We start from the raw sequence: 21,081 nt of genomic DNA on the forward strand, positions 1-21,081 counted from the left end.
GAGGGAACCCGCAGCATAGGGAGGAGCGATCGCAATGAAGCACCATGCTTACGCGCAGACACCGCCGCTCGGCTGGAACAGCTGGGACTGCTACGGCGCGAGCGTCACGGAAGAAGAGGTGCGCGGCAACGCGGACTATATGGCGGAACATCTCAAAGCCCACGGCTGGGAATACGTCGTCGTCGATATTCAATGGTACGAACCGGGCGCGTATTCTTCGCGCTACCGGCCGTTCGTGCCGCTCGAAATAGACGAGTATTCCCGTCTGATGCCGGCGGCGAACCGGTTTCCTTCTGCGGAAGGCGGCAGGGGATTCCGCGAGCTGGCGGACTACGTGCACGGGCTCGGCCTTAAGTTCGGCATCCATATCATGCGCGGCATTCCGCGTCAGGCGGTGCATGCCGATACGAAGATTCTCGGCACGGACGTCACCGCCCGGCAGATCGCGCATCCCAATTCGATCTGTCCGTGGAACACGGACATGTACGGCGTCGATCCGGCCCAAGAAGGCGCACAAGCGTATTACGATTCGTTGTTCGCGCTCTATGCGCAGTGGGGCGTCGACTATGTCAAAGTGGATGATATCGCCGACTCGCGGCTGTACGGCTACCATGAAGGCGAAGTCGAACTGATCCGCCGCGCGATCGACGGATGCGGCCGCGACATGGTGCTGAGCCTGTCGCCGGGACCGGCGCACGTGGACCGGGCCGAGCATTTGATCGGGCATGCCAATCTGTGGCGGATGACCGACGATTATTGGGACCATTGGTTCCTGCTGCGCGGCATGTTCGAGCGCTGCGAAGCGTGGGCGCCGTACGTCGGTCCGGGACATTTCCCGGACTGTGACATGCTGCCGCTCGGACGGATCGGCATTCGCAGCGTCGACGGCGGGGACGAAGACCGCCTGACGCGCTTTACGAAGGACGAGCAGGTCACGATGATGACCCTGTGGAGCCTGTTCCGCTCGCCGCTCATGTTCGGCGGCGAACTGCGCAGCAACGACGAGTGGACCCTGTCGCTGCTCACCAACGACGAAGTGCTGGCCGTCTCGCGGGACGGCCATGAACCGCGCCCGCTGCCGCGGCGCGCCGGAGATCCGGACGGTGTCCGGATCTGGTTCTCAAGCCGCCCGGATGGCGGCTTGAACGTGGGCCTGTTCAATCTCGGCGACGAACCCGCCGAGATCGTATTGGCCCCGGGCGAGATCGTGTCCGCGCCGGATGCGCGCGTCCGCGATCTGTGGGCGCGGCAGGATCTGGCCGCGCCGGAAGGGCTGCTGCGGGCGCAGCTCCCGCCGCACGGCAGCCGCCTGCTGGCGGTGACGGCGCCGCAGTAGCGCCGCCGGATATCGCAGCCTTGGCCGCGTGCCTGCTGCGGCGGGACTTCCAAACCCGTAGGCCCGCTCTTCCCGCTGCCTACGGCTGCGGCGCGGAATGCCCGAAAGCACAGTTCCAACCTTCCGACCGCCCCCGGGCGGGCGGAAGGCTTTTTCGTCGTGCTTTTTTTTCTGCGCCACCGCCTTTTTTTATTCAAAATTGTTCGTTTTCCTTTTAAGTGCGAGCCCTGCCGGGTAAATGTTTCACACTGCCTATATTCTTTTTGAAAGCAGCTTCATATTTTTCCGTAACCTTGGATTCCGATTCACGCCTATACCCACACTCGACACTCAGAAAGGGGAATCCTCCCAATGCTGCAACAATCCGTACGACGCGAACAAGAATATCCGCAGCAGTCCTCCGCGCAGCACGAACCGTGGAAAGAAAAAGTCGTGTATCAAATATTCCCCCGCAGCTTCCAGGATTCGAACGGAGACGGAAGCGGCGATCTGCCGGGCATCGTCTCCCGCCTGGACTATATTCGCTCGATCGGGGTCGATACGATCTGGCTGAGTCCGGTCTATGAGTCGCCGCGTGTCGATCAGGGCTACGATATCCGCAACCACCGCGAGATCGATCCCCTGATGGGCACGATGGAAGACTGGGAAGAACTGCTGCGGGAGATGCATGCGCGCGGCATGGACCTGTGGATGGATCTGGTACTGAACCATACCTCCGATCAGCATCGCTGGTTCCGGCAGTCCCGCAGCTCCACAGACAATCCGTACCGCGATTACTATATCTGGCGTCCGGCCGAGCCAGGCGGCGAACCGCCGAACAACTGGACCTCCTACCTCGGCGGCAGCGCCTGGGAATACGACGAAGCGACGGGCGAATATTATTTGCGCCTGTACAACAAGCGGCAGCCCGACCTCAACTGGGACAATCCCAAAGTGCGCGAGGAGATCCAGGGATTGGTCCGCTACTGGCTGGACAAAGGCGTGGACGGCTTCCGGCTGGACGCGATCAATGTCGTCTCCAAAGACCACCGGCTGCCCGACACGGACGAGAGCAAGCTCGAAGGCAGCGGCTACAAGCATTTCAAGAACGATCCCCATGTGCACCAATATCTGCGGGAGCTGAACGAGAAAGGTTTTTCGCATAAGGAAGGCACGGTCACGGTGGGCGAAGCTTCGATGGTCTCGATGGAAGATGTGGCGCGCTACACCGACCCCGATCGCAAGGAATTGAGCATGATCTTCATGATGGAGTCGCCGAGCATCGGGACCGATCCGAACGACTCGTTCAAGGAGCGGGAATGGAAGCTGCCGGAGCTCAAAGAGATCGTGGCGAGATGGGAAAAAGAACTGCTGAACCGGGGTTGGTTCGGATTGTTCGCGAGCAACCACGATCATCCGCGCATGGTGTCAAGCTTCGGCCATGACGGAAAGTACCGCGTCGAATCGGCCAAGATGCTCGCCACGCTCGTGCATACGCTGTGGGGCACGCCGTTCATTTACCAGGGCGAGGAGATCGGCATGACGAATTCTCCGTTCGAATCGGTGGATCAGCTGGACGATCAGATGGCGCTGCATTATTACGACTCCCGGACGAAGCGCGGCGAAGATGCCAAGGAAGTGGAGAGCCGCGTGCTGGCCGGTACCCGGGATCACGCGCGGACGCCGATGCAGTGGACCGACGAAGAACAGGCGGGCTTCACAAGCGGGGAGGCCAAGCCGTGGATGCCGGTCAATCCCAACTACCGCGGGATCAACGTGCAGGCGCAGGAGAACGACCCGGATTCCATTCTCAACTATTACCGCAAGCTGATTGCCTTGCGCCGCGAGCATGCCGACGTGATCGTCCACGGCGAATACGCGTCGCTGCTGGAAGAACATGAGCAGGTGTTTGCCTACGTGCGCCGGAACGAACAGAGACAAGGCCTGATGCTGCTGAATTTTTCGGAAAAAGAAGCGGAGTTCGAACTGCCCGAAGATATCGGCGTCTGCCTGGAATCGGCGTATCGGCTGCTCGGCAATTATCCGGCGGAGGAGGGAGCCGAAGAGGCGGACATGGGAAAAGACAGCCTTTCGCGCACAAAAGGCAATGTCGTTCCGCATGTGCTGCGTCCGTACGAAGCGCTCATTATCGGCGGGTTGAAGCCGGCTCCGTAATGAAGAGAAGCCTTTTTTTGCGAATCCCGACGCGCATGGATGTACCGCGGGCGGATTAATGATATAATTAGCATCGGAATTCAGGAGATAAGTTCAGAGGAGGCATTCAACCATGGCAAAGGTATTGATTTTCGGTCATAAGAATCCGGATACGGACACGATCGCTTCGGCAATCGCGTACGCGGAATTGAAAAAGCAGCTCGGCGTGGACGCAGAAGCGGTCCGTCTGGGCGAAGTGAACGGCGAGACGGCTTACGCGCTGAAGCATTTCGGCATCGAAGCTCCGCGCCTTGTAGAGACGGTAGCGGATCAGTCCGAAGGCGTTATTCTGGTCGACCATAACGAAAGCCAGCAGAGCGCGGCGGATATCGCGGACGCTCATGTGCTTGAAGTTATCGACCACCACCGCATCGCGAACTTCGAGACGGCTCACCCGCTTTACTACCGCGCCGAACCGGTTGGCTGCACCGCGACAATCCTGAACAAATTGTACAAAGAGAACGGCGTCGAGATCCGCAAAGAGATCGCGGGCCTGATGCTGTCCGCGATCGTATCGGACTCCCTGCTGTTCAAATCGCCGACCTGCACCGAGCAGGACGTGGCGGCTGCCAAGGAACTGGCGGCAATCGCCGGCGTGGACGTTGACGTATACGGCCTCGACATGCTCAAAGCCGGCGCGGACCTGAGCGGCAAAACGGCGCAGGATCTGATCTCCATCGATGCCAAGGAATTCACAATGGGCGGCAGCAAAGTCGAAATCGCGCAGATCAACGCGGTCGACGTGGACGAAGTGCTGCTGCAGCAGGCTGAACTCGAAGCCGCGCTCAAGGAGAAGATCGTCGACAAAGGACTGTCCCTGTTCGTTCTGGCGATCACGGATATCCTCAACAATGACTCCGTCGCGATCGCGCTCGGCAGCAAGACCGATGCCGTGGAGCGCGCCTACGGCGTGACGCTCGAGAACAACAAAGCGCTGCTCAAAGGCGTCGTCTCCCGCAAATCGCAGATCGTACCGGTACTGACGAAAGCTTTCGAAGAAGCGTAAATCTCGATTAACCCTTGTCTATCCGATTGGCAAAGAGCGGCGTGCCACACGCCGCTCTTTGCTTTTTTTTATAACGGACAGCCTGCAGTTGATTTGAACGCCTCCACCTTCCCCCGGCTGCCTGGTCTGTGTCGATTCCGCTTTTCCCGCAACCGCTCATCGCCTATACTGAACAAAGCAAGAACCATACGCAGACAGCGGCCGTGCGCACTCGGGAAACGGTTGACGAACGAATAAACAAATGAATGGACGACGAATGAAAGAATCGAGGAGATTGCTTATGCTGGGGTTTGAACGCCGGGAGAAGATTATCGAATTTTTGCGCCGGGATCAAAAGGTTTTTGTAGCCGCCTTGAGCTCGCTGTTCGAGGTAACGGAGGAGACGATCCGGCGCGATCTGGAGAAGCTGGAGAAGGAAGGCATCGTCACGCGTACCTACGGCGGAGCCGTACTCAATATTCACACCAACGAAGATTTGTCGTATCAGACCCGCCATACGACGAATCTGCCGGAGAAGAACGAGATTGCCCGCAAACTGGCCCGGCTCGTCTCCGACGGGGATACGCTGATGGCCGATCCAAGCTCGACGGCATTCGAAGCGCTGCGGGAACTCGGGAATACCAAGAAAAATCTGACGGTCATCACCAATTCCAGTATTATTTTCGCGGAATATGTCAAGCTTGGCCATACGGTGATTTCGACCGGAGGTACGCTGCGTCCGCATTCCAATTCGCTGGTCGGTGCCGTAGCGAACGAAACGGCGTCGAAATATGTGGTGGATACGGCGCTGTTCAGCTGCAAAGGCCTATCGGCCGAATACGGCGTGACCGATTCGAACGAGCCGGAGAGCGAGTTGAAGAAAGTCATGCTGAAGCAGGCGCGCAGAACGGTGCTGCTGGCCGACCATACGAAGTTCGACAAGGTGGCATTCGTGAAGCTGTTCGATCTGAGCGCTGTCGATTATCTCGTCACCGACCGCCGTCCTTCGGATGAATGGATGGAGCGTCTGGAGCGAAGCGGCGTCGAAGTGATCTACTGATCCGAAGCGCGTGCCGTCCTCTAGGGCGCCGGGAGCAAAGGTTAAAGCGCCTGGCTCCGCATGCAAAAAGGCCGCCCGTGTCGTCGCAAGACGCCGGGCGGCCTTTGAAGCTTAAAGCTTGGAGTGTGAAGGTCACACCCTGAAGTATTCAGGAACCCAGTTTGCGTTCCTCCAGACCGAGGCTGTAGAATTCTTCGGCCGCCACCGGTCTGCCGTAGTAGAAACCTTGGGCGGTGAAACATTGGAGCGTACGCAGCAGTTCGATCTGATCTTCGTGTTCGATGCCTTCCGCAATGATGCGCAGACCCAACTGCCGGGCCATGGTGACAATCATCTCGACGATCGCCAGGCTGTTGGAATGGGTAGCAATTCCTTTGATGAACGAACGGTCGATCTTGAGACAATCGATCGGCAGCAGATGCAGATAGCTCAGCGAACTGTAGCCCGTGCCGAAATCGTCCAGACTGACCGAAATCCCAGCCTGCTTGAAGCGCCCGAGAATAGAGATAACCTGCTCCTCGTTGTGCATCATGGCGCTCTCGGTTACTTCCAGTTCGAGCAGCCGGCTGTCGAACTTCAACTCTTCCAGCGTGGAGAGTACGCTCTCGACGATATCGGTCTGCATCAGATGAATCTGGGAGATATTCACGGCTACCGGAATCGGAGCCTTGCCTTCGCGAATCCACTGCTGCATCTGCAGACAGGCGGTGCGCAGCACCCAGCGCTCGAGCGGGACAATCAGCCCGCTTTCTTCGGCGAGGGAGATGAACTTCAGCGGAGGAACCATGCCGAGCTTCGGATGGTTCCAGCGTACCAGAGCTTCCAAACCGACCAGAATGCCGGTGCGGATATCCACTTTCGGTTGATAGAACAAGACCAGTTCGCCCTGTTCGATCGCCGCCTGGAGATCCCGCTCGAGAATCAGGCGTTCGCGGTTCTCGATAGCGCGGCTGTGGTCGAAGAAAGCGAAGCGACCGCCTCCGCGGCTCTGGGCATCGAAGCGGGCCAGATCGGCATGCTTGAACAGCGCTTCGCCGTCCTGCCCGTCTGCGGGGAACACGGCTATGCCTATACTTGTGGTCAAGGTGACCATCTGCTGACCGATCCGGAACGGAAGTGAGAAGCCATCGCCGATCTGCTGCGCGGCAGACACCGGATCGAATCCGTGAGGCAGAACCGCCATGAATTCGTCCGCTGTCGAACGGGCCAGCATGCTTTCTTCGGGCAGGACGTTCTTCAGTTTCTGCGCCGCATGCCGAATCACTTTGTCGCCGAACTCGTGACCGAACAAGTCGTTCACCTTCTTGAAGCGGTCAAAATCGATAAAGAATAAGTGAAAAGAGAATTTCGTGTCGCCGCGGGTCAATTCGTCGACGTACTCGCGCATGTATTTGCGGTTGTTCAAGCCGGTCAGCTCGTCGTGATACGCAAGGTGACGGATCTTTTCCTGAATTCTTTTGCTGTCGGTAATGTTCTTGGCGATACTGTACGCACCGGTGAAACGTCCGTCGATCAGAATCGGCAGTGAAGTCAGAATCAAATGCGTCGATTCTCGTTCCGGAATGCGGAACTCCACTTCGATCTCGTCCGAAGTGCCTCCCATCACCTTTTCGTAATGGGCCAGAATCTTGTCCTGCTGTTCGTGCGTGGACCATTCCGTCAGCATATGCAGAGCCGTTCCGTCCGGAAGCCGGTCGATCATCTCCTGGGCGCGGCTGTTCATATCCAGAATGCGCCCTCCTTCATCCAGTGCCAGAACCGCATCCGGATTATAGGCGAATAGAGACTTGTAATGGGTTTCTTTCTCGTGCATTTCCCGGTACCGGTTCTCCGAGTCTTCTTCGCGGTAGCGGTCGGTCAGAATCACAAGACCCGCCGCTACGGCAAACAGCAGCAGGTAGGGAGCCAAATTGTCGGGAAGACCAGGTCCGAATTCAAGATCGATCGGCATGGCCGACAGAGTCATGACGGCCGGAATAATCGTCGTGGCGACAGCCGAGAAGAGCAGCCCGGCTGGCGGAAAACGTTCGAAAACCCGCCCGGTTCTGCGCGTGACCAGCATAGCGAGACGAATAAGCGGGAAAAGCGCGGAAAAAAGGCCGATGGCGGCTGCCAAAAGCACTTCTGCGCGCAGATCGACACTTCCGAAGATCAGGTAGACGTTCGAGTAATTGAAAGCCAGAATCATCAGGGTCAGCACGGCGGCGCTGCCGGACAGATGAAGCGATCCTTTCCACCCTCCCGCATCGCTCGCCAGACGGAGCGCCAGCAGGCAGATCAGAAGGCCGGCTGCCGAAGGAAACATCAGATGCAGCACTTCATAGACCGCAAATTCTGTCGGAAGCACGGACAGCGTGCCGAACAATACCGTTCCGCCAAAGCAGGCGCCCATAATCAACAGGCGGGGAAGACGTTCCCGGCTGAGCAGGCCGCGCAGGGAATGGATGCCTCCGACAGTCAATACAGCAATCATGAGACAGGCGGCAATCGAGCACACAAGTCCCGCCGCCGCGAAATATTCGTTTAGGATAATCGGTTTGGCATAGGAGTTCATTGTTATTCAACTCACTTTGTTTATAGGTTCCTTCTTTTCTATATCGACGAGAAGGCCGCGAACCGATAGACCGAACCCCTTTGCGGCCAAATCTTTTTTCGACGAAATCCGACAATCAAAAAGGGTTTGGATTCGAAAAAAATAAATGTATACTATTGGTAAATGACCGCGCGCGGAAAATCGGCAGTATTTGGGCCGCCGAAGCGGAATATGCGGCAGAACGAGGGGAACTGAAATGAGCAAGCAGCCGGAACAGCAACATACACTCTTCGAACGAATCTATAGGCAGTCTCCGGTCGGTATCGCCGTGCTCGTGGTGGGCAGCGGGCGTCTGCTGTACGCGAATGCCAAATTTGGCCGGATTCTCGGCTTGCGGTCCGAAGATTTGCAGGATGCCGAGTTCATCGGACTGCTGCAGAGCGACGCGGCGCCGGAGTCGGAGCGAGCGGATGCGGAACTTCGCGCGGCGATCGCGGATCCGCAGGCATCGCAGGAGTTCGAACGGTTGTACAGACGGCCGGACGGCAGCTCGGTTTGGATTTCTTTTCATATGGCCGTACTGGAACCGGAACCCGGCGACGTCGAGGCGAAGATTCTGCTTCATTCGCTTGATATGACCAATGAGCATAAAGATCGGGAACGGCTGATGGAGAGCAGCGACGCCTATCGCGTCCTTACGGAGAGTACGAGAGAACTGGTCACGCAGACGACGATGGACGGGATCCTGCTGTATGCTTCCCCGTCCGTGAAGACGCTGATCGGGTACGCGCCGGAAGAGATGATCGGTCGGCACCGGTCTGAATTCTATCATCCGGAAGAGCTGCAGGCGACTTCGAATCTGTCGATCGAAGATGCACAGGGCCAGATTTTCATGCGCCGGATCCGGCATAAGGATGGACGCTATCTCTGGTTCGAGACGATGTTCCGGGTGCTGCGCGGGCGCGTGGGAGAATCCGATACGATCATGGGCGTAGGCCGGGATGTCACGACGCGCAAGATGTACGAGGACATGCTCGACGAAGTGCAGCGCATTGCGCATATCGGCTCCTGGGAATGGAATCTGGCGGAAGGACGCCTGCATTATTCCGAGGAAACGATGCGCATTTTCGGCAACGAAGTCGTACAAGACGAGAGCTATCCCCATTCCCTGCTGCAAATCATTCATCCCTCGGACCGGGCCTTTGTGGAGAATTATGTGACCGATATGCTGGCAGGCAAAGCCGGACCGATCATCAAGTACCGGATTGTCCTGTCCGACCGGACGGTCAAGACGATTCAGGTTCGGCACGAGCTGTGGCACAGTACGAACGGGGAAGTGCTGCGGCTGATCGGAATGACCCAGGATGTGACCAAGCAGTCGATCATCGAGAACCTGATCCGCGAGAGCGAGCAGCGCTACAAATCGCTGTTCGATTATAATCCGTCCGGGGTCTACGCGTACGATCTGGAAGGTCGCTATGTCACGGTGAATGCCAGCCAAGAGAATCTGACGGGTTACAAAGAGAGCGAACTGATCGGACTGTCGATCGCGGAGCTTGCGGTGCCGGAACATCGCGGGCGGATCGAAGCGGGGTTTGAAGGAGTGAAGCGCGGAGAGGCGCAGACCTACGAAGTGTGTCTGATCCGCAAAGACAAAAGCCAGGTCGATGTCAGCGTGACGAATACGCCGATCATCGTTGATGAACGAATCGTGGGCGCCTACGGAATCGCCAGCGATATTACCGAGCGCAAACGCCATCTGGCGCAGATCGAGAAGCTCAGCTACGAGCATACGCTGATTCTCAATTCCGTCTCCGAAGGGATTTTCGGAACCGATCTGAACGGGAACGTGGTCTTTATCAATCCGGCAGGCGCGCAGATGTTGGGTCGTCGTCCGAGCGAAGCGCTGGACAGTTTGAACTTGTCTTCGATTCAGCAGACGAGCCAGGACGGGATCCGCTACGATCCGTACGACTCGCCGCTGATGCATGCGCTGCGGACAGGGGAATCGCATCAGGATATCGATTCCGTCTTTTGGCGCAGCGACGGTTCCAGCTTTCTCGCTTCGTACCGGGTAACGCCGCTTTACGATCAGGGCGAACGCAAAGGAGCGGTTGTCGTCTTTACCGATATTACGGGCGAAACCGAAATTATCCGGGCCAAAGAGTCGGCGGAACGCGCAGACCGGGCGAAGTCCGAGTTTCTCGCGATCATGAGCCATGAGCTGCGTACGCCGATGAACGGCGTCGTGGGCATGACCACGCTGCTGGGCGAGACGGACCTCGACGAATCGCAGCGCACTTATGTCGATATCATCGCCCAGAGCAGCGAGAGCCTGATGCATATCCTGAACGAAATTCTGGACTTCAGCAAGATCGAGGCCGGCAAAATGGTGTTGAACAAAGAACCGATGCAGGTTCGGCATCTGCTGGATCAGGCGATCGATCTGTTCACGCCCCGGGTACTGGAGAAAGGGTTGATTCTGACGGCCCAGGTTGCTCCTTCCGTACCGGAAGTGCTGATCGGAGACGCGGTGAAGTTTCGTCAGGTGCTGGTGAATCTGATCAGCAACGCGATCAAATTCACGGACGAAGGCGGAGTCGCGATTACGATCGAGCCAGGATTCTTCCAGCACCCGAACGGATTGATGCTGGAAGTGTCGGTGCGCGATACCGGAATCGGCATTCCGCCGGACAAGCAGAACCTGCTCTTCCAGTCGTTCTCCCAGATCGATCCGTCGATCAGCCGCCGATATGGCGGCACGGGACTCGGCCTCGCGATCTGCAAGAAGCTGATCGAGCTGATGGACGGTTTTATTGGAGTCCAGAGCCGGGAAGGGGAAGGATCGAACTTCTACTTCACGCTTCCGCTCAAGATTCCGGCCGAAGAGTTGAACGAGTCGAACGGCGCTGCAGCCGAGTTGGAACGGATGCAGCAGTCCCGCGAACAGCAAGCGGAGGATGCCCAATCGGGTTCGGCTTCTTCCGCTGGTAAGCTGTACGTGCTGATTGCCGAAGACCATCCCGTCAACCGCCGTCTGCTGGAAGAAATGCTGACGAAGTTCGGGTGCGTCTGCGATCTGGCAGTAAACGGGAGGGAAGCGGTCGAAGCGGCCCTGCTCCGGCGGTACGACCTGATCTTTATGGATATTCAAATGCCGGAAATGGACGGCCTGGCCGCCGCCCTGCGTATTCGGGAGCATTACGGAGACGAAGAACCGGTGATCGTGGCCGTGACCGCTTTTACGGAACGGGAAAACCGCGAAAGCTGCCGCAAAGCGGGGATGCAGGATTTTATCGGTAAGCCGCTGTTTGCCGCGGAGGTCGAATCGCTGGTTGAAAAGTGGAAAAGAAGGATCGCCCGCACAGGCGTGTGAAGCCGTGCCGCACAGCCGCTCCGCGAGCCTTTTCGAAGGCTTGCGGGGCGTTTTTTGCAATCGGCGTCCGGATTTTGCCGTCCGGGAAAGCCTCTAAATGTTCGGGGCGGATTAAAGTTTGCCGACGGCGTCGCGCTTCCCCCCTTTTGTGGGTAATGATGCTTAATCGATAACCGGCAAGGGAGGAAGAACCGTGAAGAAAAAGCTGCTGATTACCGGTGCGTCCGGCAAGGTAGGCTGGAGTGTCGCGGAGAAGCTTCGGGAGAGCGGACATTACGAGATCGTCGCAACCGATCTGGAAGAAGATCGGCAGCGCGGCATTGTGCCGCTCGATATGACGGATCCCGAGGCGGTCCGGGAAGCGGCGCGGGGGATCGATACGATCCTGCATATCGGCTGGGCGGAAGACCGGGAAGATTTTCTCGGCCGGGTCCTGCCTGTCAATGTAACGGGCGCTTACCATATTTACGAAGCGGCCCGGGAATGCGGAGTCGGCCGGGTAGTGTTTGCAAGCTCCAACCATGCGACCGGATTCTATTCGTCGGAAGAACGGGTGGAGCCGGAAGATCCTTACCGTCCCGACAGCTTCTACGGCCTGAGCAAATGCTATATCGAGCTGTTGGGACGCCTGTATGCCGACAAACACGGGATTTCCTCGATCAATATCCGGATCGGCAATTATCCCGGGAACCGTCCGCCGGCTTCGAAGCGGGCCATGAAGATCTGGATCTCCGAGCGGGATCTGGCTTCCCTGTTTGCCTGCTGCGTCGAAGCCGATTCATCCATCGATTTTCTCAGTTTGTACGGAACTTCCGCCAATACCGAAAACTATTACGATATCGGCTACTTGAAAGAGCTGATCGGCTACGAACCGCAGGATGATGCGGCTGCTCTGCGCGAGGAAGCGCTGCGGTTGTACGGCGGATTAAAAGACGACGAACTGCCGCTTCAAGGCGGGGGAATGACTCGCCAATAGGCGAAGCGAGGGGGAAAAGCGATGCGATGCATACAATGCGGGGCAGAACTGTCCGCAGACAGCCGGTTTTGCAGCAGCTGCGGGGCGAAGCAGCCGGAGGCGGCGGTCTATCCGCAGGCAGAAGAGCCTGTGGAGCGAAATACGGCGGACCGTGTGCCGGAGCCGGAGAACCCGGCTTCGTCTCCGAACCGCCCGGAACAAGCCGGAGAATCGTTTCCGCCTGCGGAACGGACCGCACAAGCGCAGCCGGAAGCGCGCAGTGTTCCGCGGGCGGCCGACACGGGAGACCAAGAGGCTGCCCGGCAGCGCGGCGGCTATTCGCAGGCCCGGGAAGCACCGGTTCCCCCGCCTGTCGAAGAACCGATAGCCGTGCGGCTGACCCAAGGAGCCGTCACGCGCGAAGCGGACACGTTCCGTTACGGTACGGACGAAGAGGAGCCGCCGCAGATGCGACCTGTTTCTTCGCCCGCCCAGACTTTCCGTCAGCCCCTGCCGGCGAGCGATCCCGGGAACCGCGCGGCTTCCCAGCCGCCCGGACGTACGGCCGGCCGGCCGGAACGCCGAAGAAGCGTTGGGGCCTGGATTGCACCGCCTCTGCTTGCTGTGTGTGCCGCCGGAGCGCTGCTGTGGCAGGTGAATTACGAACGGGAGATCCGTACCGAAACGACGGAAATCCAGCGTTTGGCAGCCGATGCCGCGCTCGGAGGCAATTACGAGATCGCCGAATCGCGGCTGAAGCAGGCTATGGCGAAACGCCCGGACGATTCGGGGATCCGGTTCGATCTGGAGACGGTGCAGAATATCCGCCGGCTGGATGACCGCCTGAGCGAAGCCCAGCGTCTGCTGAGCACGGCGGATTCCTCCGGCGCTTCGGCAATCCTGACCGAAGTGGAGAAGGAGCTTGCCGGATTGAAGAGCGGCGCATACGACCGGATTCGGGAGAGGCTCGGCAGAGTCCGCGAGAAAGTGGAATTGGTCGGAATCCGCAGCGATGCGGAAAAGGCCGATACGCTGGACGAACTGACGGGACTTCTGAAGACGGCGTCCACTTATCCGGCCGTGGACAAAGAACCCGTGCTTGAGCTGATCAACGACCGAATCGTGGAAGTGGGCGGAGACGAAGCCGAGCAGGCGATCGCGAGCGGCAGCTATTACGAAGCGGCGGCGGTGGTCGACGAAGCCCGAAGCTACGTCCCCCAAGCGGAACGGCTGATCGAGCTCGAGAAGCAGATCTCGTCGCTGGCCTCGGAAAGCGAACCTGTCGATTCGGAACTGCTCTATGTGTCGGGTTCCGAGCTGTCGGCGGGAACCGGCGAGCTGACACTGGACGGCTTGAAGCAGCGCACCTCCGGAGAAAAGCTTCTCTTCTCGGGAGTGCTCCGCAACGCTTCGGACCATCCCATGCACGAGCTGCTGATCGAATTCCGGACGTATGACGCCAAAGGCACGTTTCTTGGGGAGGACTGGACCGAGGTCCTGCCAAACGTTCTCGAACCGGAAGATACCGCTTCGTTCTCGGCCAGAGTCGAGGCTGCGGGAGACGGAGCGACCGTCATTATCGATTCCGTGAGTTGGTACAGAAAGTAGAGGGGGAAACGGCGTTGAAAAAACAAACGTTAATCAGCGTGATCGTCAGCGCTTCCGTTCTGCTGGCCGGTTCCGCGGGTTCTTACGCCATTCACCGGAGCTATTCGGCCCATGGCGGGAACGGCGCACTGCTGGCCGAAGTCCCCGCAAGCGCCACTGCGGCGTCGGCTTCGGCCGGGACCGATGTTTCCCCGGAGGAACCCGCCGACGAAACGGCGGCCTTGGGCGAAGAGCAGAAGCCGGAACCCGATTCCGATACTCCTGCGGACAAGGGGCAGGGCGGCGAAGAAGATGGACGTACGCTAAAAGAAATCATCTCTTCCGTCGGCGAAAAAGTCGTGATGATCGAGACGTCGGACGGTTCGATCGGTTCGGGGTTTCTGTATAACGAACAGGGCGATATTCTGACCAATGCGCATGTGGTGGCCGGGTTCACCGATGTGACGATTACGACATCGGGTTCCGAAGAGATGGCCGGAACCGTCATCGGAATCGGCGAAGAGACCGACGTAGCCGTCGTTCGGGTAGAAGATCTGGCAGGCGTGGAGCCGCTGGAGCTGAAACTGAATGCGGAAGCGGAGATCGGCGACGAAGTGCTGGCGCTGGGCAGTCCACTGGGGCTGCAGAACACGGTCACGACGGGAATCGTCAGCGGGGTGGATCGGACTTTCGATATTGAGCCTTATTATTATGAAGGACTGTATCAGATCTCGGCGCCGATCGCTCCGGGCAACAGCGGCGGGCCGTTGGTCGACCGGACGACCGGACAGGTACTCGGCATTAACTCGGCGGTAACGGACGAAGGCGGGATCGGGTTCAGTATTCCGGTGGTGAATATCGTCGATTCGGCGCGGGAGTGGTCGGAAGATCCGATGGAAGTGCTTCCGGAACCGGAGTACGGTTACGACGATTCGGTTGTGCCCGAAGACGATTCCGGTTCCACGGACGAATATACGGATGAGTACAGCGACGAGTACACGGACGAAGAAGCTTCCGAAGGTACGGAGCTGGAATATGCGGCGGAAGACGTGCTGTATGCGTTCTATGACGCGGTATCCCTCAAGGATTATCGCACCGCTTACGATCTGCTGGGACCCAAGTGGCAGGCCAAGCAGTCGTATGAGAAGTTCGCCGCCGGCTACCAAGATACGCTCGGCGTATATCTGGATTACTGCGTAGGCGTCGAAAACGCGGACGGCACCGTCAGCGTGTACGTCTCGATTACGGCCGACGAACGCGGCAAAGACGGAGCGGAAGCTTCCGCCGTGGTCTACGACCTGCTCTATCAAGTCGGGTACGGATCGGGAGACGCTTCGGAGGTTCTCCAGATCTTGAGCGGGGAATCGCAGTACGAATAAGCGGGTTCGCCGGAATACCGGCACCTGTCCATATCAAACGAGGAGGGCATGCACATGGCGGATATCGAGAAAAAAGGAAACGGATTTGTGATGATCGAAGACGGACAGGAAGTAGGCAAAGTGACGTATATGCCAAGCGAAGAAGGCATCCTGATGATCGACCATACGTTTGTAGCGGAATCCATGCGCGGTCAAAAAGCGGGCGAGAGGCTGGTCGAGCGTGTCGTGGAACTGGCACGCGATACGGGAGCGAAGATCGATCCGGTCTGTCCGTTTGCGAACGCGCTGTTCCAGCGCAAGCCGGAATACGCGGACGTTCTGGCCGGTAAGTAAAAGGCTGACCGGCAGCTCTGCTCTGAACGGAACCATAGTCAAGCCATAAACGGACGCCGGCAAACTGCGGCGTCCGTTTATTTGCGTAGGAACGCTGCAGGCTGCCCGGCCGGAAAAGGGTTTTGCGAAATGTTCACAAATTAAGTTGCAAACAATGTTGACTTTATCATATAAATAGAATACAATTTGATTGTAAGCAATTGAATATGGATTCGGAAAAACACAAATCGAACAGAAAAAGGAGATCATTCACATGAGCGCATTGTATACCGCAACAGCAACAGCAGTAGGGGGCCGCGACGGCAAGGTTACTTCTTCGGACGGCATCATCGACATCAGCCTGAAGACGCCGAAAGGCCTTGGCGGCCCGGGCGGAGACGGAACCAACCCTGAGCAGCTGTTCGCTGCCGGCTACACCGCCTGCTTCGACAGCGCACTGAACATGGTCATTCGCATGCAGCGCATGAAAGAAGTGACCGGTACAAGCGTAACCGGCGACGTGTCGATCCTCAAAGACGCAGCCGATAACGGCTTCAAGCTTGAAGTGACGCTGAACGTAAGCATCCAGGGCGTTGATTCTGAAACGGCTCACAAGCTGGTTGAAGCGGCTCACCAAGTATGCCCGTACTCGAAAGCGACTCGCGGCAACATTGATGTGACTCTGAATATCGTCTAATCTATAAATAAAGGTCGGATGCGGCTGCGAAGCTTGGCATCCGAACCGTCGGCGCTTCCGTCCAGCACGGAAGCGCCGATGCCGGTTGAAACGGATACGGGAGGCCGGAAGTCTGCGGCCTTGCGGGAGGGCGAGACATGCGGCAGGTCAAGGTAGAGATTCAGCCTTACACCCAGTGGGAGACCGGTATCCGGTCTCCCGCTTCCGCATGCGGTCCGGCAGCGATTGCCGGGCTGGTGCGGTTCTGGGAACGCCGTCTGGCCGAGCGCGGCGGAACTCCGTTCGCCCGTCTGCCGGCTGAGCCCGCCGAGGCGGTCAATGCGATGTACGCCGCCTGCTTCGGAACGCCGATCGGGATGAGCGCCCCCGTTCTTGCCCTCGGCCTGCGCCGGCAGATCAAGATGAGGCTGCGCCAGAGCGGTCTGCCGGGCTTTCCGGTGACGCGCCGTCTGCACGGCTTCGAAGCTTACCGGGCGGAGATCGACGCGGGCCGCCCTGTGGCGGTCAAGTTCGACAAATGGTTCTCCCTGCGCTGGAGAGACCGTCCGCTCTTCGACTACCATTGGACCGTCGGCTGCGGTTACCGGATCGAAGACGACGGCACGGAATATCTGATCGTGCACGATGCAGGCACTCGTCACCGCGGCGGAACCTATACCGCAAGCCGTGAGCGGCTGGTTCCTTATGCGCCGCATCGCGAAGTGCTGACCCTGGTCGCTTTTCGGATCGAAGAAGAGACGACCCGGTGAGCAGGCGCAGCGTCTCAACGTCTGCATACCGCTCAAAAAGGACAGTTCCGAAGCCGTACCTGCGGCTTGGGACTGTCCTTTTTTTGCTGAGCGAACCGATGAATCTTTGCCCGGGAGGAAAATATGGCCTGCTCCCGGGCGATTCGGGCAAGAACGACGGTTATTCCCCCGGGTTATTCGCCCGACTTATCCGTGCTCTCGGCTGCCCCTGTTTCGGCGGCATCCTTGTCCTTGGCTGCGCCTGTGCTAGAAGCTGCCGCATCGGCTGTCGCTTCCGCCGGAACGGCAATCTCGCCGACCGCGTTCTGTGCGGAATACGCGCTGTCCGAACCTGCCGTGATGTGCAGCGACTGCTTGTTCACCTGCAGCGTCGTGTCGACTTTGACGCTTGTGGACGTCAGCTGGTTCGATTTCCGGTCCACGACAAGGCTGTAGCTGACTTTTCCTTCGGAACCGCCTTCGAACAGCGAAGAGAGCTCGGAAGACTGCTTCGAGTCGCCGAGCTGGCGTCCAAGCGCCTGTTCGATCAGCGTGCTCGCCTGTTCGCCGCTCGCTTCGTACGTCAGCGTATAAGCGGCATCGTCTTCGGCCAGCTTAAGATTTTCCTTATAAGCGCCGAGTTCTTCGATCAGCGGAGCCGGATCAAGCATCTCCGTCGTAATCGAGACTTCTTCTTCGGCTCCTTCGAGGCTCTGCGTACTCCAGGCGCCTGCGGCGTCCTTGGTGTGCAGCTCGCTGCCGACCGCATAGATCTCGGTCGTACCCTGCTGTCCCTGGGACAAGGTATCGATCTTCAGCCCGTATTGGGCTTCCGGCTTCGCGATGACGTCTCCGGAGATATCGATAGCCGTTTCCATCGGATCGGGCGCTTTGGCACCTTCGGCCGCCGGCTGTTCGACCGTATAGTTCGTTTTCGATTCGATCTTGTAGCTTTCCAGCGCCTGGGCTTCTTTGAGAGCCAGATCGTAGACCGAAGCGGCGGTTTGCGTCGTTTCGCCGGACGGCTTGCTTTCTTTTTCCTTGTCGGTCGCTGCGCTGTCCGCCGTGCAGGCTGCCGAGAACAAGAGCAGCGAGAGGGCGCTGATTTTCAGCGTATTGGCCAGGTAATGCCGATTGCGGTTTTGTTTTGCCGAGTACATGATGATCCCCTTTCGACTTGTGCGATACTTATTACCTTACCATTTTAGGCTCGCGAAGTAAAAAGTTGAAGCTTTTCCCGAGGGTTTTTTGGGCAGGGCTTAATATTTCAAATTGTTGTCACTTAACATTAAAGCTTTGGCGCGATATAATGGTAAACGACAAATTCGAAGGAGAATGCGCCCTTATGAGCTCACCCAAGGAGAACGACAAGTACCGTTCGACCACGAATCGCAGCTTTGCCGGATTGATTATTACCGTATCCGTCGTTGCCAACATTATCATCCTGCTGCTGTTCTTCTCGCCGATCGGCTATCAGGGCAGTGTAGATTTCAACCTGACCATTTTCCCGCGTTTGAACGCCATTTTCAACAGCTTCACCTTCATCTTCCTGGTGTCGGCGCTGATCGCCATCATCCGCAAGAACGTTCCGGTCCACAAAGCTTTTATCATGGCCGCTTTTGTCTCGACCCTGCTCTTCCTGGTGTCTTATCTCACGTTCCACTACATTTCTCCGGAAACGGCGAAATACGGCGGAGAAGGCATTCTGCGCCCGATCTATTTCTTTATCCTGATCTCGCACAGCATTCTGGCCGCTCTGATCGTGCCTCTGGCACTGTTCACCGTAGTCTTCGGCTGGACGATGCAGGTCGAGAAGCACCGCAAGATTGCCCGCTGGACGATGCCGATCTGGCTGTATGTCAGCTCGACGGGCGTTATCGTGTATCTGTTCATGGCTCCGTATTATTGACCGATTCCGAAGATGGTAGGTCTGCTCGGAAGAAGAAGCGTATCCGCGTTAAGCGGATACGCTTTTTTTGATAGTTGCCGATGTCAGGTCAATTATGGTATAAAACATGACAATATCTATCGCTCACCCCAATTATCATCCCAATGCCTTGAGGCGAAAAGGAGGAAGTTTTATGCCGAACAATCTGTTGGAGGAACTGCTGCACAACCTGCCAAAAGTCGATCTGCACCTGCATTTGGACGGAAGTATCCGCGAATCGACCTTGTGGGAGATCGCGGCGCAGCAGGGTATAGAGCTGCCTGCCGCCCGGGCCGAAGACTTAACTCCTTTCATGAAGGTGACAGGAGAATGCGGAAGTTTAGTTGAATATTTGGAAAAATTCGATTTCGTGGCAGGTTTTCTCCATCAAGCAGAAGTACTGGAGCGGATTGCTTATGAAGTGGTGGAACAGGCTGCGGAGCAGAACTGCCGGTATATCGAAGTCCGCTTCGGTCCGCAGCTGCATCGGTCCGAAGGATTGAGCTGCGAAGAAGTGATCGATGCGGTGCTGCGGGGACTGCGGCGGGGAGAAGCGGACTTCGGCGTGACCGCCCGCGGAATCGTCGCCTGCCTGCGCCATCATTCGCCGCACCGGAATATGGAAGTCATCGAGGCCGCCGCCGCTTTCCGGGAGCAGGGATTGGCGGCTGTCGATCTCGCAGGCCCGGAAGCGGCTTTCCCCGCCCACCTGCACCGTGCCGTATTCGAATACGCCCAGCTGCTGGATATGCCGGTAACGATTCATGCGGGCGAAGCGGGCGGCGCCGACAATATTCATGAAGCGATTGTGCGCCTGGGCGCTTCCCGGATCGGACATGGCGTGCGGCTGCGCGAGAATCCCAACGTGCTGAATCTGGTGCGCGAACGGCAGATCGTACTCGAGATGTGCCCGCTCAGCAATTTCCAGACCAAAGCCATGGAGAGTTGGGAGACGTATCCGATCCGCGAGTATTTCGATGCCGGCCTGAAGCTGACGATCAATACCGATAATCTGACCGTATCCGATACGTCGCTGGTCAAGGAGTACACGGTGCTGATCGAGAAGTTCGGCTTCACGCCGTCCGAGATCGCCTCGCTGATTCTGAACGGGGTTGATGCGGCATTCTTGCCGGCTGCAGACAAGGAACGTCTACGCGCCGAGTTCCTGCAGGCGTTCGCTCTGCTGGGGCTGCGGCCGTCGGCAGCTCCTTCTTCGATATCGGCCGCCGGATAAACGGAAAATGCTGCGGGAAAGATCACAATGAAGCGCTTTCTTTTGATGTAGACTGGGTAGACAAACCCCAGTCGGATGTATTCATCAATAAGGAGGCGCTTTGTCATGATTAGGCGGAAATGGCGCAAACGGGCGAAATGGAAAACGCTTCTGCTTGGACTGGTTGGCATGATCATGCTGACAGGCTGCACGGTTCGGGAATCGATGGCCGAGCAGCAGATTTACGGCAGCAACGAGCTGATTGCGCAGAGCGGAGACCGTTACAGCTTCGATTTCCGGGAAGGAACGATCGAAGAAGGGACCGCAGCGTTCGATTTCGGACAGTTTACCGGCAAGCAGACGCTCTGGACGGTAGATGCGCCCGAAGCCGCCCAGGTTACGCTGGAACTGGCATTGGGCATCGACAACGGCAAATGCAAAGTCGTCCATATTCTACCGGGCGGGGATGTGGTGAAACTGGCCGATGCCGGGGCGGAAGCGGACGGGGAACCGATTATTCTGGATCTGCCCAAAGGCGAGAATGTCATCAAACTGATCGGCAAAAAAGCCTACGGCACCGTGCGGGCCGAATTCGCCGACACGGAAGCGGTAACGATCCGCTCGGCGGCAATCGAGACCGATTCCGCACACTGAAGGGTACAGGGCAAGAATCCCGGTCCCGGGTTCGCCGCCGCGGCAGATTCGGGATCGGCCGCCCGGGTGAACTGCGCCGCCTAACGATACCGCGGCAGTTCGCGTGAATAAGAAAAAAGGAATCTCCACGGGGAGATTCCTTTTTT

The 21,081-nt window shown here is 58.0% G+C and carries 16 protein-coding genes; 14 read left to right on the top strand and 2 right to left on the bottom strand.

Annotation, left to right across the window (positions count from 1 at the left end; genetic code table 11):
• Positions 1–34 precede the first annotated feature (34 nt).
• The 4 genes from HRQ60_RS09685 to HRQ60_RS09700 all read left to right on the top strand — a co-directional run bounded on the left by HRQ60_RS09685 (position 35) and on the right by HRQ60_RS09700 (position 5,574).
• Positions 35–1,336, top strand: coding sequence for a glycoside hydrolase family 27 protein (locus tag HRQ60_RS09685; protein WP_172195615.1), 1,302 nt, complete (start codon positions 35–37; stop codon positions 1,334–1,336).
• Between the two features lie 351 nt (positions 1,337–1,687).
• On the top strand, positions 1,688–3,490 hold the full coding sequence (locus HRQ60_RS09690; protein ID WP_172195616.1) for a glycoside hydrolase family 13 protein: 1,803 nt from the start codon (positions 1,688–1,690) through the stop codon (positions 3,488–3,490).
• A gap of 112 nt (positions 3,491–3,602) precedes the next feature.
• Positions 3,603–4,535: a manganese-dependent inorganic pyrophosphatase gene (locus tag HRQ60_RS09695; RefSeq protein ID WP_172195617.1), complete on the top strand. Its 933-nt coding sequence runs from the start codon at positions 3,603–3,605 to the stop codon at positions 4,533–4,535.
• A 280-nt stretch (positions 4,536–4,815) separates the two neighbouring features.
• A complete protein-coding gene (locus HRQ60_RS09700; RefSeq protein ID WP_172195618.1) occupies positions 4,816–5,574 on the top strand; it encodes a DeoR/GlpR family DNA-binding transcription regulator in 759 nt (252 codons plus the stop codon).
• 148 nt (positions 5,575–5,722) lie between these two features.
• On the opposite strand, the gene HRQ60_RS09705 is transcribed toward HRQ60_RS09700, so the two are convergent.
• A complete protein-coding gene (locus tag HRQ60_RS09705; RefSeq protein ID WP_172195619.1) occupies positions 5,723–8,128 on the bottom strand; it encodes a putative bifunctional diguanylate cyclase/phosphodiesterase in 2,406 nt (801 codons plus the stop codon).
• Positions 8,129–8,363: 235 nt separating this feature from the next.
• On the opposite strand from HRQ60_RS09705, the gene HRQ60_RS09710 reads away from it, so the two are divergent.
• The 7 genes from HRQ60_RS09710 to HRQ60_RS09740 all read left to right on the top strand — a co-directional run bounded on the left by HRQ60_RS09710 (position 8,364) and on the right by HRQ60_RS09740 (position 17,162).
• A complete protein-coding gene (locus HRQ60_RS09710; RefSeq protein WP_172195620.1) occupies positions 8,364–11,483 on the top strand; it encodes a PAS domain S-box protein in 3,120 nt (1,039 codons plus the stop codon).
• Between the two features lie 193 nt (positions 11,484–11,676).
• On the top strand, positions 11,677–12,459 hold the full coding sequence (locus HRQ60_RS09715; RefSeq protein ID WP_172195621.1) for an NAD-dependent epimerase/dehydratase family protein: 783 nt from the start codon (positions 11,677–11,679) through the stop codon (positions 12,457–12,459).
• A 21-nt stretch (positions 12,460–12,480) separates the two neighbouring features.
• The gene (locus HRQ60_RS09720; RefSeq protein WP_172195622.1) at positions 12,481–14,046 is read left to right on the top strand and encodes an FxLYD domain-containing protein; all 1,566 of its coding nucleotides are present in this window, start codon (positions 12,481–12,483) and stop codon (positions 14,044–14,046) included.
• Between the two features lie 14 nt (positions 14,047–14,060).
• Complete coding sequence (locus HRQ60_RS09725) at positions 14,061–15,404, top strand: S1C family serine protease (RefSeq protein WP_246281251.1); 1,344 nt, start codon at positions 14,061–14,063, stop codon at positions 15,402–15,404.
• Between the two features lie 54 nt (positions 15,405–15,458).
• Positions 15,459–15,737, top strand: coding sequence for a GNAT family N-acetyltransferase (locus HRQ60_RS09730; protein WP_172195623.1), 279 nt, complete (start codon positions 15,459–15,461; stop codon positions 15,735–15,737).
• Between the two features lie 253 nt (positions 15,738–15,990).
• The gene (locus HRQ60_RS09735) at positions 15,991–16,413 is read left to right on the top strand and encodes an organic hydroperoxide resistance protein (protein ID WP_141448126.1); all 423 of its coding nucleotides are present in this window, start codon (positions 15,991–15,993) and stop codon (positions 16,411–16,413) included.
• Positions 16,414–16,550: 137 nt separating this feature from the next.
• Positions 16,551–17,162 carry a hypothetical protein gene (locus HRQ60_RS09740; RefSeq protein WP_172195624.1) on the top strand — a complete coding sequence of 204 codons (612 nt, stop codon included), beginning with the start codon at positions 16,551–16,553 and terminating at the stop codon, positions 17,160–17,162.
• Between the two features lie 173 nt (positions 17,163–17,335).
• Here HRQ60_RS09740 and HRQ60_RS09745 read toward each other — a convergent pair whose 3' ends face one another.
• Positions 17,336–18,301, bottom strand: coding sequence for a DUF6612 family protein (locus HRQ60_RS09745; RefSeq protein ID WP_172195625.1), 966 nt, complete (start codon positions 18,299–18,301; stop codon positions 17,336–17,338).
• Between the two features lie 185 nt (positions 18,302–18,486).
• Here HRQ60_RS09745 and HRQ60_RS09750 point away from each other — a divergent pair, with 185 nt between their 5' ends.
• The 3 genes from HRQ60_RS09750 to HRQ60_RS09760 all read left to right on the top strand — a co-directional run bounded on the left by HRQ60_RS09750 (position 18,487) and on the right by HRQ60_RS09760 (position 20,935).
• On the top strand, positions 18,487–19,050 hold the full coding sequence (locus HRQ60_RS09750; RefSeq protein WP_172195626.1) for a DUF420 domain-containing protein: 564 nt from the start codon (positions 18,487–18,489) through the stop codon (positions 19,048–19,050).
• Positions 19,051–19,222: 172 nt separating this feature from the next.
• On the top strand, positions 19,223–20,302 hold the full coding sequence (gene add / locus HRQ60_RS09755; RefSeq protein WP_172195627.1) for an adenosine deaminase: 1,080 nt from the start codon (positions 19,223–19,225) through the stop codon (positions 20,300–20,302).
• Positions 20,303–20,407: 105 nt separating this feature from the next.
• Positions 20,408–20,935 carry a hypothetical protein gene (locus tag HRQ60_RS09760; protein WP_172195628.1) on the top strand — a complete coding sequence of 176 codons (528 nt, stop codon included), beginning with the start codon at positions 20,408–20,410 and terminating at the stop codon, positions 20,933–20,935.
• Positions 20,936–21,081 lie beyond the last annotated feature (146 nt).

It is taken from the genome of Saccharibacillus qingshengii (assembly GCF_013185195.1).
In the GTDB taxonomy this organism is placed as follows: Bacteria; Bacillota; Bacilli; order Paenibacillales; family Paenibacillaceae; genus Saccharibacillus; species Saccharibacillus qingshengii.

Bases quoted from the DNA above. Each gene is read 5' to 3' on its own strand.
- HRQ60_RS09695 (WP_172195617.1), top strand. From the start codon at position 3,603: ATGGCAAAGGTATTGATTTTCGGTCATAAGAATCCGGATACGGACACG.
- HRQ60_RS09710 (WP_172195620.1), top strand. From the start codon at position 8,364: ATGAGCAAGCAGCCGGAACAGCAACATACACTCTTCGAACGAATCTAT.
- HRQ60_RS09705 (WP_172195619.1), bottom strand. From the start codon at position 8,128: ATGAACTCCTATGCCAAACCGATTATCCTAAACGAATATTTCGCGGCG.
- add (WP_172195627.1), top strand. From the start codon at position 19,223: ATGCCGAACAATCTGTTGGAGGAACTGCTGCACAACCTGCCAAAAGTC.
- HRQ60_RS09685 (WP_172195615.1), top strand. From the start codon at position 35: ATGAAGCACCATGCTTACGCGCAGACACCGCCGCTCGGCTGGAACAGC.
- HRQ60_RS09720 (WP_172195622.1), top strand. From the start codon at position 12,481: ATGCGATGCATACAATGCGGGGCAGAACTGTCCGCAGACAGCCGGTTT.
- HRQ60_RS09735 (WP_141448126.1), top strand. From the start codon at position 15,991: ATGAGCGCATTGTATACCGCAACAGCAACAGCAGTAGGGGGCCGCGAC.
- HRQ60_RS09740 (WP_172195624.1), top strand. From the start codon at position 16,551: ATGCGGCAGGTCAAGGTAGAGATTCAGCCTTACACCCAGTGGGAGACC.
- HRQ60_RS09745 (WP_172195625.1), bottom strand. From the start codon at position 18,301: ATGTACTCGGCAAAACAAAACCGCAATCGGCATTACCTGGCCAATACG.
- HRQ60_RS09730 (WP_172195623.1), top strand. From the start codon at position 15,459: ATGGCGGATATCGAGAAAAAAGGAAACGGATTTGTGATGATCGAAGAC.
- HRQ60_RS09700 (WP_172195618.1), top strand. From the start codon at position 4,816: ATGCTGGGGTTTGAACGCCGGGAGAAGATTATCGAATTTTTGCGCCGG.
- HRQ60_RS09690 (WP_172195616.1), top strand. From the start codon at position 1,688: ATGCTGCAACAATCCGTACGACGCGAACAAGAATATCCGCAGCAGTCC.
- HRQ60_RS09760 (WP_172195628.1), top strand. From the start codon at position 20,408: ATGATTAGGCGGAAATGGCGCAAACGGGCGAAATGGAAAACGCTTCTG.
- HRQ60_RS09750 (WP_172195626.1), top strand. From the start codon at position 18,487: ATGAGCTCACCCAAGGAGAACGACAAGTACCGTTCGACCACGAATCGC.